The 13,389-nt window shown below is 62.6% G+C and carries 14 protein-coding genes; 3 read left to right on the forward strand and 11 right to left on the reverse strand.

The window, feature by feature from the left end:
- Nucleotides 1-13: 13 nt before the first annotated feature.
- The 6 genes from urtE to Q0D31_RS18635 all read right to left on the reverse strand — a co-directional run bounded on the left by urtE (nt 14) and on the right by Q0D31_RS18635 (nt 6,495).
- Nucleotides 14-709, reverse strand: a complete 696-nt coding sequence (gene urtE, locus Q0D31_RS18610) for an urea ABC transporter ATP-binding subunit UrtE (protein WP_291854215.1) — start codon at nt 707-709, stop codon at nt 14-16.
- 157 nt (nt 710-866) lie between these two features.
- Nucleotides 867-1,628, reverse strand: coding sequence for an urea ABC transporter ATP-binding protein UrtD (gene urtD, locus Q0D31_RS18615; RefSeq protein ID WP_291854217.1), 762 nt, complete (start codon nt 1,626-1,628; stop codon nt 867-869).
- A 4-nt stretch (nt 1,629-1,632) separates the two neighbouring features.
- Complete coding sequence (gene urtC, locus Q0D31_RS18620) at nt 1,633-2,802, reverse strand: urea ABC transporter permease subunit UrtC (RefSeq protein ID WP_291854219.1); 1,170 nt, start codon at nt 2,800-2,802, stop codon at nt 1,633-1,635.
- Between the two features lie 199 nt (nt 2,803-3,001).
- On the reverse strand, nt 3,002-4,615 hold the full coding sequence (gene urtB, locus Q0D31_RS18625) for an urea ABC transporter permease subunit UrtB (RefSeq protein WP_291854221.1): 1,614 nt from the start codon (nt 4,613-4,615) through the stop codon (nt 3,002-3,004).
- A 121-nt stretch (nt 4,616-4,736) separates the two neighbouring features.
- Nucleotides 4,737-6,053, reverse strand: coding sequence for an urea ABC transporter substrate-binding protein (gene urtA, locus Q0D31_RS18630; protein ID WP_291854223.1), 1,317 nt, complete (start codon nt 6,051-6,053; stop codon nt 4,737-4,739).
- Nucleotides 6,054-6,165: 112 nt separating this feature from the next.
- Nucleotides 6,166-6,495 (reverse strand): hypothetical protein, encoded by a 330-nt coding sequence (locus Q0D31_RS18635; protein WP_291854225.1) that lies wholly within the window; start codon nt 6,493-6,495, stop codon nt 6,166-6,168.
- 125 nt (nt 6,496-6,620) lie between these two features.
- On the opposite strand from Q0D31_RS18635, the gene Q0D31_RS18640 reads away from it, so the two are divergent.
- From Q0D31_RS18640 to Q0D31_RS18650, 3 genes are all read left to right on the forward strand, one after another.
- Nucleotides 6,621-8,102, forward strand: a complete 1,482-nt coding sequence (locus Q0D31_RS18640; RefSeq protein WP_291854226.1) for a DEAD/DEAH box helicase — start codon at nt 6,621-6,623, stop codon at nt 8,100-8,102.
- A gap of 23 nt (nt 8,103-8,125) precedes the next feature.
- Nucleotides 8,126-8,410 carry a translation initiation factor IF-1 gene (infA, locus tag Q0D31_RS18645; RefSeq protein ID WP_027538310.1) on the forward strand — a complete coding sequence of 95 codons (285 nt, stop codon included), beginning with the start codon at nt 8,126-8,128 and terminating at the stop codon, nt 8,408-8,410.
- 270 nt (nt 8,411-8,680) lie between these two features.
- Nucleotides 8,681-8,893 carry a cold-shock protein gene (locus Q0D31_RS18650; protein WP_002714433.1) on the forward strand — a complete coding sequence of 71 codons (213 nt, stop codon included), beginning with the start codon at nt 8,681-8,683 and terminating at the stop codon, nt 8,891-8,893.
- Between the two features lie 105 nt (nt 8,894-8,998).
- On the opposite strand, the gene Q0D31_RS18655 is transcribed toward Q0D31_RS18650, so the two are convergent.
- The 5 genes from Q0D31_RS18655 to Q0D31_RS18675 all read right to left on the reverse strand — a co-directional run bounded on the left by Q0D31_RS18655 (nt 8,999) and on the right by Q0D31_RS18675 (nt 13,367).
- Nucleotides 8,999-9,565: a TadE/TadG family type IV pilus assembly protein gene (locus Q0D31_RS18655; RefSeq protein ID WP_291854271.1), complete on the reverse strand. Its 567-nt coding sequence runs from the start codon at nt 9,563-9,565 to the stop codon at nt 8,999-9,001.
- A gap of 20 nt (nt 9,566-9,585) precedes the next feature.
- Nucleotides 9,586-10,122: a TadE/TadG family type IV pilus assembly protein gene (locus Q0D31_RS18660; protein ID WP_291854273.1), complete on the reverse strand. Its 537-nt coding sequence runs from the start codon at nt 10,120-10,122 to the stop codon at nt 9,586-9,588.
- A gap of 164 nt (nt 10,123-10,286) precedes the next feature.
- Nucleotides 10,287-10,736: a pilus assembly protein N-terminal domain-containing protein gene (locus tag Q0D31_RS18665; protein ID WP_291854275.1), complete on the reverse strand. Its 450-nt coding sequence runs from the start codon at nt 10,734-10,736 to the stop codon at nt 10,287-10,289.
- 279 nt (nt 10,737-11,015) lie between these two features.
- Entirely contained in the window at nt 11,016-11,852 is an 837-nt protein-coding gene (locus Q0D31_RS18670) for a sterol desaturase family protein (protein ID WP_291854277.1), read from the reverse strand.
- Nucleotides 11,853-11,915: 63 nt separating this feature from the next.
- Entirely contained in the window at nt 11,916-13,367 is a 1,452-nt protein-coding gene (locus tag Q0D31_RS18675; protein ID WP_291854279.1) for a hypothetical protein, read from the reverse strand.
- Between the last annotated feature and the right edge of the window lie 22 nt (nt 13,368-13,389).

The following is a 13,389-nucleotide window of genomic DNA, read 5'->3' on the forward strand; positions in this document are numbered from 1 at the left end:
GAGAGCGAGATCGCTACAGCGCCATCTGGCGGCTGATCTCGGCCGGATCGAGGTTGGCGCGGTCACAGGCATATTTCACGGCACCGCGATCCATGACCGCGAAGTTGTCGCCGAGCTCGCAGGCAAAGTCGAGATATTGTTCGACGAGCACGATCGCGATGTTGCCGAGGCTGCGCAGATAGGCGATGGCGCGGCCGATGTCCTTGATGATCGAAGGCTGGATGCCCTCGGTCGGCTCGTCCAAGAGCAACAGCCTTGGCCGCATCACCAGCGCCCGGCCGATCGCCAGTTGCTGTTGCTGCCCGCCGGAGAGATCGCCGCCGCGCCGCCCCAGCATCGAGTTCAGCACCGGAAACAGCGAAAACACGTCGTCGGGGATATGGCGGTCCTCGCGCTTGAGCGGACCGAATCCGGTCTTGAGATTTTCCTCCACCGTCAGCAGCGGAAAGATCTCGCGGCCCTGCGGCACGAAGCCGATGCCGCGGCGCGCCCGCTCGTAAGGCTTGAGGCCGGTGATGTCGTCGCCGTCCAGCGTGATCGATCCGCCTGAAATCGGGTACTGGCCGACCAGCGCGCGCAGCAGCGAGGTCTTGCCGACGCCGTTCCGCCCGAGCACACAAGTCACCTTGCCAGGGCCGGCAGACAGCGAAACGCCGCGTAACGCCTGCGCCGCGCCATAGTGAAGGCTGATATTGTTGACCTTCAGCATTTGGCACGCCGCTCCGAACGAGAGGTCTCGTCATACCCCGCGAAGGCGGGGTATCCAGTACGCCGCGCCTCTGCGGTGAACTTCACTGTCTCGGAGTACTTGATCGTCCGCCTTCGCGGACGATGACAACTTTCGCGAGGAACCGTCAGCATGCGCTTCATCTTCCCAAATACACTTCGATCACCCGCTCGTTCGACGAAACCTGGTCGATGGTCCCCTCCGCCAGCACCGCGCCTTCATGCAGGCAGGTGACCTTGACGCCAAGCTCGCGCACGAAGGCCATGTCGTGCTCGACGACCATGACCGTCTTTTCCTTGTTGATTTCCTTGAGCAGTTCCGCGGTCTGCTGGGTCTCGACGTCGGTCATGCCGGCGACCGGCTCGTCGACCAGCAGCAGTTTGGGGTCCTGTGCCAGCAGCATCCCGATCTCCAGCCATTGCTTCTGGCCGTGCGACAGGCTGCCCGCCAGCCGGCTGCGCGCATCCTTCAGCCGGATGGTTTCCAGCACGCGGTCGATCCGTTCGGCTTCCGGCTTGCTACCGCGCCAGAACAGCGTGCCCTTGACGCTGTGGTCGACATTGAGCGCCAGCAGCAGATTATCCTCGATGGTGTGGCTCTCGAACACCGTCGGCTTCTGGAACTTACGGCCGATGCCGAGTTCGGCGATGCGGGTTTCGTCGAGCCGCGTCAGGTCGGTGATCCCGTCGAACAGCACCGTGCCCTCGTCCGGCCTGGTCTTGCCGGTGATGATATCCATCATCGTGGTCTTGCCGGCGCCGTTCGGGCCGATGATCGCGCGCATCTCGCCGGGCTCAAGCGTCAATGACAGATTGTTGATGGCGTGAAAGCCGTCGAACGAAACATGCACGCCGTCCAAATAGAGCAGCGCGGACGTGACCCTGATCTCCATGGCGTTCATGCGCTCACTCCGCCGGCTTTGGTTGGGCGACGCCGCCCTGGCGATCACCGCCTTCGGTTCTGGCCGACAATGGTTCCGGCTTCCGCCGCTCCCACCACGCGTTGAAGGTGCCGATGATCCCCTTCGGCAGGAGCAGCGTCACCAGGATGAACAGCGCGCCGAGCATGAACAGCCAGTACGGCGCCAGCGGGCCCGACGTGAAGTAGGTCTTGGCGTAGTTGACGACGACAGCGCCGAGGGCGGCGCCGACCAGCGTGCCGCGACCGCCGACCGCGACCCAGATCACGGCCTCGATCGAATTGCCGGGCGCGAACTCGCCGGGATTGATGATGCCGACTTGCGGCACGTAGAGCGCGCCGGCGACACCGGCCATGCAGGCCGACAGCGTGAACACGAACAGCTTGTAGGACTCGACGCGGTAACCGAGAAACCTGGTGCGGGATTCAGCGTCGCGGATCGCGATCAGGACCTTGCCAAGCTTCGAGGTGACCACGGCCCGGCAGATCAGGAAGGTCAGGATCAGCGCCGCGCAACTGAGCATGAACAGGGTGGCGCGGGTGCCGTCGACCTGCACGTTGAAGCCCAAAATGTCCTTGAAGTCGGTCAGGCCGTTGTTGCCGCCGAACCCGAAATCGTTGCGGAAGAACGCCAGCAACAATGCATAGGTCATGGCCTGGGTGATGATGGAGAGATAGACGCCGGTGACCCGGGAGCGGAACGCCAGCCAGCCGAAGCAGAACGCCAGGAGACCCGGCACGACAACGACCATCAGCGCCGCGAACCAGAACATGTCGAATCCGTACCAGTACCAAGGCAGGCCCGGATAATTCAGGAACACCATGAAGTCGGGCAGGACCGGGTTGCCGTAGACGCCACGGCTGCCGATCTGCCGCATCATGTACATGCCCATCGCGTAACCGCCGAGCGCGAAGAAGGCGCCGTGACCCAGCGAGAGAATGCCGCAATAACCCCATATCAGGTCGATCGCGAGCGCCAGGATGGCGTAGCAGGCGTATTTTCCAAACAGCGCCACCAGATAGGTCGGCACCTGGAACATCGATCCGGCCGGCAACAACAGGTTCAATAACGGAATCAGCACGCCGAGGCCGGCGACGACGATGATGAAGATGGTGGCGCTGCGATCCAGCGACCGCGTCAGCACGTGCGGCGTCATGATGTCCCCTCTCCCGCTTGCGGGGGAGGGTTGGGGTGGGGGTCTGTCCACGAGCGCCAGCGCCCGGTGCAGGCACCCCCACCCGCCGCGCTCTGACGAGCACGTCGACCTAAGAGCGAGCTTCGCTCGTCTCGACCCCCGCAAGCGGGAGAGGTAAGCAGGCATCGCCCAGGATAGCCGCACATTGCAAAGTCCGAGATCATGCCTCCACCGCCCGGCCCTTGAGCGCGAACAGCCCGCGCGGCCGCTTCTGGATGAACAGGATGATCAGCACCAGAATGGCGATCTTGCCGAGCACCGCACCCGCGACCGGCTCCAGGAACTTGTTGGCGATGCCGAGCGTGAAGGCGCCGACCAGCGTGCCCCACAGGTTGCCGACGCCGCCGAACACGACGACCATGAAGGAATCGATGATGTAGCTCTGGCCGAGATTGGGGCTGACATTGTCGATCTGCGACAGAGCCACGCCTGCGATCCCGGCGATGCCCGAGCCGAGGCCGAAGGTCAGCGCATCGACACGGGAAGTGGCGATTCCCATCGAGGCAGCCATCCGGCGATTCTGGGTCACGGCGCGCATCTCCAGCCCAAGCGCCGTATAGCGCAGCATGCCGAGCAGGATGGCGAACACGGCCAGCGTGAAGCACAGGATCCAGAGCCGGTTATAGGTGATGGTGATCTGCCCGAGTTCGAAGGCGCCGCTCATCCAGGAGGGATTGCCGACCTCGCGGTTGGTAGGGCCGAACATAGTGCGTACCGCCTGTTGCAACACCAGAGAGAGGCCCCAGGTCGCCAGCAGCGTTTCCAGCGGACGGCCATAGAGGAAGCGGATGATGCCGCGTTCAATCAGGACGCCGATGCCGCCGGCAACCAGAAAAGCGAGCGGTGCTGCGATCAGGAGCGAGTAGTCGAACAGGCCGGGATAGCGGGTACGAATGATCTCCTGGACCACGAAAGTGGTATAGGCGCCAATCATCACCATCTCGCCATGGGCCATGTTGATGACGCCCATGACGCCGAAGGTGATGGCCAGCCCGATCGCCGCGAGCAGCAGCACCGAGCCGAGCGACAGGCCGTACCACGCATTCTGCACCATCGACCACGCCGCAAGATTGCCCTGGATCGAGGTGATGGCGCTGGCGGCGGCCCGCGCGACGTTGGGCGGCACGTCGCCGCCCAATCCGGTCAACAGCGCCAACGCCTCTTGGTCGCCCCGCGCCCTGACAATGGCGACGGCTTCCAGCTTCTCGGCCTCCGTAGCGTCCGGCTTGTAGAGCAGGATGGCGGCGCGGGCCTCGGTGAAAGCGGTCCTGGCGCGCTTGTTGGTTTCAGTGGCCAGCGCCCCGTCGATCACGGCAAGCGCGCTCGCGTCATGGCTCTTGAAGACCGATTGCGCGGCCGCAATCCGCTTCGCGGGGTCGGGGGACAGCAATGTCAGGCCACCGAGAGCGGCCTCCACGGTACGGCGCAGGCGGTTGTTGAGGCGAACGGCGGCGGCGCCGTCCGGCAGCCTGTCCACGGCCGCGCCGGTCGCGGCATCGATGACCTTGCCATCGCCTTGGGTGACGAAGACTTTGCGGGATTGCGGATCAGCCGACAACCGGCCCTCCCGCAGCGCGCTGATGATGGCAAGGGCCAGCGGATTTCCCGAGGTTGCGACCGCGCCGATCGCCGCGTCGGTGTCGGAAAACTCGTCATTGGCGAATTTGGCGACCGCTTCCTCGAACGGACCCCCGAGCGCCGGAGCGGCAAGGGCCACGGACAACAGGATCGCGAGCAAAAACGCGCGAATGCGGTCAAGGAAATTGGTAGACACAATACGACCCCGGCAGGAGGGTGGGAGAAGGCGGCGATGAAGCCGCCTTCTCCCCTCTTTCTTGGTAGTTCAGTGGGTTAGGTGTTTAATAGGAGGTGATTGTTGCAGTTCAGACTGCGGGTCAGGAACCCTGCCCGCCGCACTTCTCGGTCTTGGTGTTGTAGTTGCCGCACTTCTTGCCAACCCAGTCGCCGATCAGGTCCCTGGATCCCTCGAGCTCCTTCGACCAGGCGTCGCCGGCCACCAGGCCCGGGGTCTTCCACACCACGTCGAACTGGCCGTTGGCTTTGATTTCGCCAATGAAGACCGGCTTGGTGATGTGATGGTTCGGCAGCATCTTGGAGACGCCGCCGGTCAGGTTCTTGGCTTCGATGCCGGGCAGCGCGTCGATCACCTTGTCGACGTCGGTCGACTTCACCTTCTCGACCGCCTTGACCCACATTTCGAAGCCGATGACGTGCGCTTCCATCGGGTCGTTGGTCACCCGCTTCGGATTCTTGGTATAGGCCTGCCAGGCCTTGATGAACTTCTCGTTTTCCGGGTCCTTGATCGACTGGAAATAGTTCCAGGCGGCGAGATGGCCGAGCAGCGGCTTGGTGTCGATGCCGGCGAGTTCTTCTTCGCCGACCGAAAACGCCACCACCGGGATGTCGGTCGCCTTGACGCCCTGGTTGCCGAGTTCCTTGTAGAAGGGGACGTTGGCGTCACCGTTGATGGTGGAAACCACCGCGGTCTTCTTGCCGGCCGAGCCGAACTTCTTGATGTCGGCTACGATCGTCTGCCAGTCGGAATGACCGAACGGCGTATAGTTGATCATGATGTCTTCCTGCTTGACGCCCTTTGACTTCAAGTAGGCTTCGAGAATCTTGTTGGTGGTGCGCGGATAGACGTAGTCGGTGCCGGCCAATACCCAGCGCGTCACCTTCTCGTCCTTCATCAGATAATCGACCGCGGGAATCGCCTGCTGGTTTGGCGCGGCGCCGGTGTAAAACACGTTGCGCTCGCTCTCCTCGCCCTCGTACTGCACGGGGTAGAATAGGATGCTGTTCAACTCCTTGAACACCGGAAGCACGGATTTGCGCGAAACCGATGTCCAGCAGCCGAACACAACCGAAACCTTGTCCTTGGTGATCAGTTCGCGCGCCTTCTCCGCAAACAGTGGCCAGTTCGACGCCGGGTCGACCACGACGGCCTCAAGCTTCTTGCCAAGCACGCCGCCCTTCTTGTTCTGCTCGTCGATCAGAAAGAGAACGGTGTCTTTCAGCGTGGTTTCGCTGATGGCCATGGTGCCGGAAAGCGAGTGCAGGACGCCGACCTTGATGGTCTCTTGCGCCTTAGCGCTGGTGAACGCGGCCAAACCCAGAACCATGCCGGCGGTCGCCGCCAACCAACGGCGGCGGCTGAGCGTCGCTGTATCGTGAGTGAATTGTATAGGCATGAAATGTCATCTCCCTGACGCAGGCGTTGAAACGCTGCGAAACGGCCCCACGGCCGCCTGCGTTAACGGAATCGCAAGAACCGTGCCACGGCTCAGGCACCGTATAAGCCCATCAAATCGCTTTGGAATCTTCGTCGGACACAAAAACGTCGCGGCAGACTGCCTGATATTTGGACGCGAGAATTGTTGGCTTTGGAAGCAAACTGTACTTTTTATAGGCAATCCGAGCAATTTGGCTAAATTTCTTGCAGACCCTATCAAGCCGATCGTGCAAGCGGGCGCCGAGATTAGTTGGCAAACCTGAGAGTGCCGCCGGTTTTTTAACCTCGCTCGCAGCGGTTGCGGGATTTAGCTTGAAAGAACAGGCTGGGTACTCCATATGAACGAGGTGACCTTGAGAATCATCAGGTCCTTGCGAGCCGCGTGTTCTGATCCCGTTCAACGGTTTCTGGCTTGCCCCCTCAGCTAGCAAAACCGACGCCCCAAACACGCGGGTGTCTCTGACACCTCTCGCGCGCTCCTGGCCATGAAGCCGGGCGCCTGCCTTTTAATGGAAAGAACCCGCTTTTGACCTCCTTTCAGGATTTCGGCCTTGCCGATCCGATTTCGCGTGCGCTCAAGGAAGAGAACTATCTCACCCCCACGCCGATCCAGACCCAGACCATCCCTCTCGCATTGACCGGCCGTGACGTCGTCGGCATCGCCCAGACCGGCACCGGCAAGACGGCTGCCTTCGCGCTTCCGATCCTGCACCGCATTCTCGAGAACCGCATCCGCCCGCAGCCCAAGAGCTGCCGCGTGCTGGTGCTCTCGCCCACCCGTGAACTGTCGGGCCAGATTCTTGACAGCTTCAACGCCTATGGCCGCCATATCCGGTTGACATCGGCGCTGGCGATCGGCGGCGTGCCGATGGGCCGACAGGTCCGCTCGATCATGCAAGGCGTCGAGGTGCTGGTGGCGACCCCCGGTCGGCTGCTCGATCTTGTGCAGAGCAACGGGCTCAAGCTCGGCCAGGTCGAATTCCTGGTGCTCGACGAAGCCGACCGCATGCTCGACATGGGCTTCATCAACGACATCAGGAAGATCGTCGGCAAATTGCCGATCAAGCGGCAGACGCTGTTCTTCTCGGCCACAATGCCCAAAGACATCGCCGAGCTCGCCGAAGCCATGCTGCGCGATCCCGCCCGCGTGGCGGTGACGCCGGTGGCCTCCACGGTGGATCGGATCACCCAGCGCATCATCCAGGTCGATTTCGCAGCCAAATCGGGGGTGCTGGCACAACTCCTGAAACAGGAACCGGTCGACCGCGCGCTGATCTTTACCCGCACCAAGCACGGCGCCGACAAGGTCGTGAAGACCCTGGAACGGGCCGGCATCGCCGCCAACGCCATTCACGGCAACAAGTCGCAGAACCACAGGGAACGCGTGCTGGCGGCGTTCCGAACCGGCGAGATCCGCACCCTGGTGGCCACCGACATCGCGGCCCGCGGCATCGACGTCGACGGCATCAGCCATGTCGTCAATTTCGACCTGCCCAACGTGCCCGAAACCTATGTCCACCGCATCGGACGCACCGCCCGGGCCGGCGCCGAAGGCATTGCGATCTCGTTGATCGCGGGCGCCGAGGAGATGGGCTATCTGCGCGACATCGAGCGGCTCATCCGCATTACCTTGCCTCGGGAAGACCGTCGCACGCCCGGCAGCCGCGACACCGCGCCGGCCCCCGCGTCGCGCCCGGCGCAACACCGGGGCGGCAGGCCCGCCCCGCGCGCCCACGCCGGCAGGGGCCAGGACCCGCGGGTTCATGAGCCGAGAGGACACGAACCGAGGGGTCATGAATCCGCTTCGGCGACAAAAGGCCCTCGCCGTCCCCGGCGCGGTGGTGGTAATAATCCGCCGCCGCCGAGCCGACACGAACAGCCGCGTCCGGTCCAGCAGGGCGGCAAGAGCCAGGCGGGCCAGAGCGAGGGTATTCAGGGCGTCGCCTTCTTGCATCGCGAGAGCCGTCCGAATACCCAACCGAACCGTACCCACCGACCGCAGCGCTAGCCTCGATCGATCTGGAGACAACCATGGCTAAAGAAGAGCTGATCCAGTTCGAAGGACTGGTCACTGAAATCCTTCCCGACGCGCGCTATCGTGTGCAGCTGGATGCCGGACACGAGATAGTCGCCTACACCGCAGGCAAGATGAAGAAGAACCGGATCAAGACGCTGGCGGGCGATCGGGTCACGATCGAGATGTCGCCCTATGACCTGGAGAAGGGCCGCCTGATCTTCCGGCACAAGGACGAGCGTCCCAACACCGGGGCTCCGCGTGGTGGGCCGCCGCGCGGCGGCCAGTTCCGCCGCCGCTAGCTCCCCCGCCAAACGCCGGCGAAGCCGCGCCCGACCTCCGATGTCGCGCGCGATCACGGCCGGCTGGCCGGGCGAATCAAAAAAACGCGGCTGTCAGGATTGTTTTGGACCCTGCCATGGAATAATATTGTCCATCGATTTTCGGCCGGACGACATTAGCTATCCACCGGTACAGCCGGTTTAGACGCTGACGACCCTTCCAAAAATTCGATCTCACCAGCCCATCGAAAGGTGGGTTACGACCTGTATATCTGAGAAGGGACTACCCACGTGAGCATGGGAACCGTGAAGTGGTTTAACGCAACCAAGGGCTATGGCTTCATCCAGCCGGATGACGGCGGCAATGACGTGTTCGTGCACATCAGCGCGGTCGAGCGTGCCGGCCTTGGGACGCTTCGTGAAGGCCAGAAGATCTCCTACGAGATCGTGGCGGATCGCCGCTCTGGCAAATCTTCGGCCGATAATCTACGCGCCGCCGGGTAAGGCGATTTTCCGCGCGCTCAGCCTCCTGCGCCGGTTGCAGCGCGCCTTGAAGATTGGCTCTGAATGAAGCGAGAGGCCGCGCCCATGGTGCGGCCTCTTTCCTTCTTACGTCGTGGTGCAAACTGTCGTGTTGTACATGACGCATTTGGACTGGCGCGGTCGGGTGTAGGTGAAATCGCTGAGCGTGATCCCGGCTTTGGCCAAGACGTAGCCGATGGTCGGCTCAAACTTGTAGCTGACTTGGCTGTAGATCAGATAGGTGTCGCCGACCTGGAGCGCGGTCGGGATCGGGACCGCGGTCCCGGCCGTGAGCGGCACCGCGCCCTTGCTCCATTGCACCCGCGCCTGCTTCGTCGCCGGATCCACGTAGAGTTGCGTGATCGTGGATTTCACCGGCGCCGACGTGTAGGGCGTCATGATGGCGGTGCTGGCATTATAGAAATTGTTCAGTTGGGCGTCCGTGACGGCCATATTCTGCGACGTCAGGTCAGACAGTGTTCGCGCCATCAGCGTCACCTTGCGCTTCACGGCGACGCCGGTCGAGAACTCTTCGGTTCCGAAGAACAGCACCAGCATCAGCGGGACGATCATGGCAAATTCGACCGCCGCGACGCCGCGCTTGTCGTTGAACAGGCCGCACGCCATACGGCGCATGCGGAGCCATATTTTCATCATCGGTTTCATGCTCTGCCCTAGAAGGGTTCGTTCTGGAAGGCGGCGGTTGCGGTCAACAGTCGCTGGCTGTTGCCGATATTCGCGACGTTGAAGCCGAGCCCGGTGACGAACAGCGGCCACTTGTAGAACAGCCGCACTACGACGATGTCGCCGGCGACGCCGGGAAGATAATTGTTCGGAGGCACGAAATTCTTGCCGGCGTCGATCGGGTCGGCAATGTTGACGGACGAGAACGCGGGATAGCTCTTCACGTCGATGGAAATTCCGTTCACGCAATCGAACATCACGGTAATCTTGCTGCAAACGAGATTCTTGAACTGCGCCTGCGTCAGCGACGCGCTCTGCACCTGACCGGTCATGATCAGGCGCGCCGAATCCTGCGCGACGGTCTCGAGCACCTGGCTGGCAAAGAACACCATCGCGATCTCGATGATCGCGAACAGCAGGCCGAAGAACAATGGTGCAACCAGCGCGAACTCGACCGCGGCCGAGCCACGCCGGTTGCGGCGGAATCGGCGCAGGATGTTTGCCTTGGGAACTCCGGGCGACGGCATCGAACAAACCTCGGGGCGCGAGAGGGCTACCGGTAGGAATTACCCTGAATCGATTGTCGAAGTGTTGCGCCGGACCCAGCCAGAGCGGCCCGTTGGGTTAAGCCTGCGTCAACCATGTTGAGCGATCGCCACGCCCGCGAGCGCGGCGCCCTGGTGGCGCTGCTTCAGTTGGGCTTGGCCGCCGCTGCCGCCGCGGCGGCGGATCCGCTGGCCTGGCTGCTGAGTGAGCCGGCCTGATCGATTGCCGCGCGGAAATAGCCGACCCCGTCGCCGAGGGTGATACGGCGCTGGCAGACCGGCATGCAGCTGTAGGACTCCCGCTCGACGCCGCGATAGACAGTGACGAGTTGATCGCTGGGACCCTCGACCTGAATCTGACGATCCACCAGCACTTCGCCATTGCGGTCCATGGCGATGAAGTTGGTGGCGCCGTAACCCTTGCCGGTCACCACGACAATGCCGCCGCTCTGCAGCGTGACGTCCGCGATCAGCGGGTTGCCGACGACGATCGTGGAAACCTTGGCCGGAAGCTTCACGAGCTTGGCCTGATCGACATAGACGGCGATGCGGTCCGGATCCGGTGCGGCAAGGCAGACGGCCGGCCACAACAGCATGGCCGTTGCGAGGGAACGCAACCCAAACCGCGCACGCGCGCGACTACGCTGGGACTTCAACGGCATATTCCAACTCCGGGGCGTTACAAGCCGGCAATAGCGATACGCTGCGGAACCGGCGCCCGACGGGGTGAATCTGACGACAATTCATGAACGAAGTGCAAATGGCGGCGAATGAATGGCGCCGTCAGCGGCCGCTAGCTTTTCCTTAAGCATGATTTGCGCGCAAGCACCGGGCCGGAGTCGATCAGACGTCTGTGGGCGCCAGTTCTGACGCGGTTATCGCCGTTGCTTCCGGAACGGATAGACCAGTTGTCCGACGAGGTCGCCGGGGAAAGAGGACGGCTCGTCCAGGCCATACTGGTCCGGCAGCCGATTAGCCGGCAGCCGGAAGGTTCCGAACAGAATATCCCACACGGGAAAGGTCCCCGCGAAATTGGTGTCGCCACCTTCCATGCGGGAGGTGTGGTGCCAACGATGAAACACCGGCGTTGCTACCACGTATTTCAACGGGCCGAGCGTCCAGTTCAGGTTGGCGTGGACGAACGCCGAATGGAAGATGTTGAACGGCCCGAGCCAGAGCATCACGACCGGCGAAATCCCTGCCAGCAGCAGCGCGGCGTCGATGCCGATGGTTCCCAGCAGCAGGTTCACGGGGTGAAAGCGCGCCGCGGAAATCCAGTCCACGTCCTGGGATGAATGATGGATGGCGTGGTACTTCCAGAATCCGCCGCCATGAAACATCCGATGCAGCCAGTACATCATGAAATCGGCCAGCACCAGGAACACGATCGCCTGCAGCCACAATGGCAGCGTCGACAGCGGGCCATGGCCGTTGTCGTAGAAGGCGATCAGTTCGTCGGCGTCGCTGATCCCGAACAGCAGCCCGCTGCCGAGCACCAGCAGCCCGATCCGGAAGACGCGCGCAAACAACGGCACCAGGAACCAGTAGGAAATGTCGGCTATGAGTTCGCGCTTGCGCCACCAGGGCTTGCCGGGATTGCAGGCCCAGAAATGCGTCAACACCGAGAACACCAGCGCCAGCGCAAGCGTCACAGGCAGTACCTTGACGAGGGTCTGGCCGAGCATCTCAAGGATTTCCAGGCCCACGGACATTGCCGCCTCTCGTGATCAGCCTCAAGGCTTTGAAGCACAACGTGCAGCGAGCAAATGAGACAGTCAATTGGCCTTGCGGGCGTGTACCACGGATGTTTCGTCCACATGGACGCGCTGCCAGCCATCGAGATGATCGAGCAGCGTGATCGCGGGCGTCCCAGGCGTCAGCAGCACGGCGTCGATGTCGTAGTCCCGGAGAATATCGAGCAACTGGTTGACGTCCTTGAGCTGCAGCGCGCGAAAATATCTCGTCACGAACTTTTCACCGTATAGTTCGGATCGTCCGTCTATGAACACCGGCATTCCGCGCGCGATGAGGTATCCACCGAACGGAAGATCGTTGAGGATACGCTTGGCGTTCTCTCGTTTCAGTACGTCCACCGCGGCGGCCGGCGAATGGGCCGGCCTCGGCGTGTACTCACGGTGGGCAACGACCGCCCCGGTCAGGACCCCGACAGCCGCGGCCAGTGCGACCGCTGACGCGGCCGGAAAGCCGGCTCGCGCCGGCCCCGAGGTCCGCAGGCCGAACTGCTCCACTATCGGCTTCAGCACCACCAGCGGCATCAGCAGAGCGAATATCTCGAAGTTCCTGACGTGGGAAAGCGTCATGTGGAGCAGGACCAGCACCAGCAGGATACGCGGCGGCGACAGCTTGACACCCCAGAACAGGGCGCCGGCGATCGACAGCAGGATCACGCCTTCGAACGGGCTGAAGGAACTGAAATTGGCCGGCATCCATTCGGCGATCAGCTGCAACAATTCGCCGAGCTGAAGAATCTTGCGGGAGGCCAGGATGGATTCCCATCCGTAGGGCGTTACGCAGGTGGCGGCCAGCGCGCAGGCGCCGAACGCAGCCCAGCGCAGCCCCAGCGATACGGGCTGCGAAGATCGCGCATTCCACACCGCATCCAGCGCGAAGGCCCCAACCAAGACCAGTCCGAGCAGGAATCCGCCATGCAGATTGGTCCACAGCACGATCAGGGGCAGCAGCCAGAATGACGGCGCTTCGCCCCGCTCGCTCGCCGACATCAATCCGTACACCCATGCCAGCATCACCGGCAACGCCAGCACATGCGGCCGGGCGAACGCGTGCCCGATCGAAAGCAGCAACGCCGCGACTGCAATCATGATGACAAAGGCTGCGGGAACACGTCGGGAAAGAATGTAACAAAGAAGCGCGAAAGTCGCCGCGAACGAAGCCGCGGAGAGAACGACGGGCCCCGCCCAGCCCGCAAGCCGGTAGGCTCCGGCAAACAGCACTTGCGCAAGCCAGGCGGTTGAGATCCATGCTTCACCCGGCTTTGTGAACGAATAGATGTCGACGCGCGGCAAGGCGCCGTGATCGAGGACCCAGTTGCCCGTCGCCACATGCCAGTAGGTGTCGGTGTCGTTGAGCAGCAGGTTGCCGTTGATCAGTACGACCACGTACACCCAGATTCCCATCCAGGCCCAGGCCGGGACGTGCGCGAGGCTGAACGCTTTCGCTGGGCTGCCGGCTGCAACGGTCTCGGTCATCAAGAACGCTTTCCCCGACACG

Origin of the sequence: Bradyrhizobium sp. (assembly GCF_022844465.1) — a bacterium.
GTDB lineage: Bacteria > Pseudomonadota > Alphaproteobacteria > Rhizobiales > Xanthobacteraceae > Bradyrhizobium.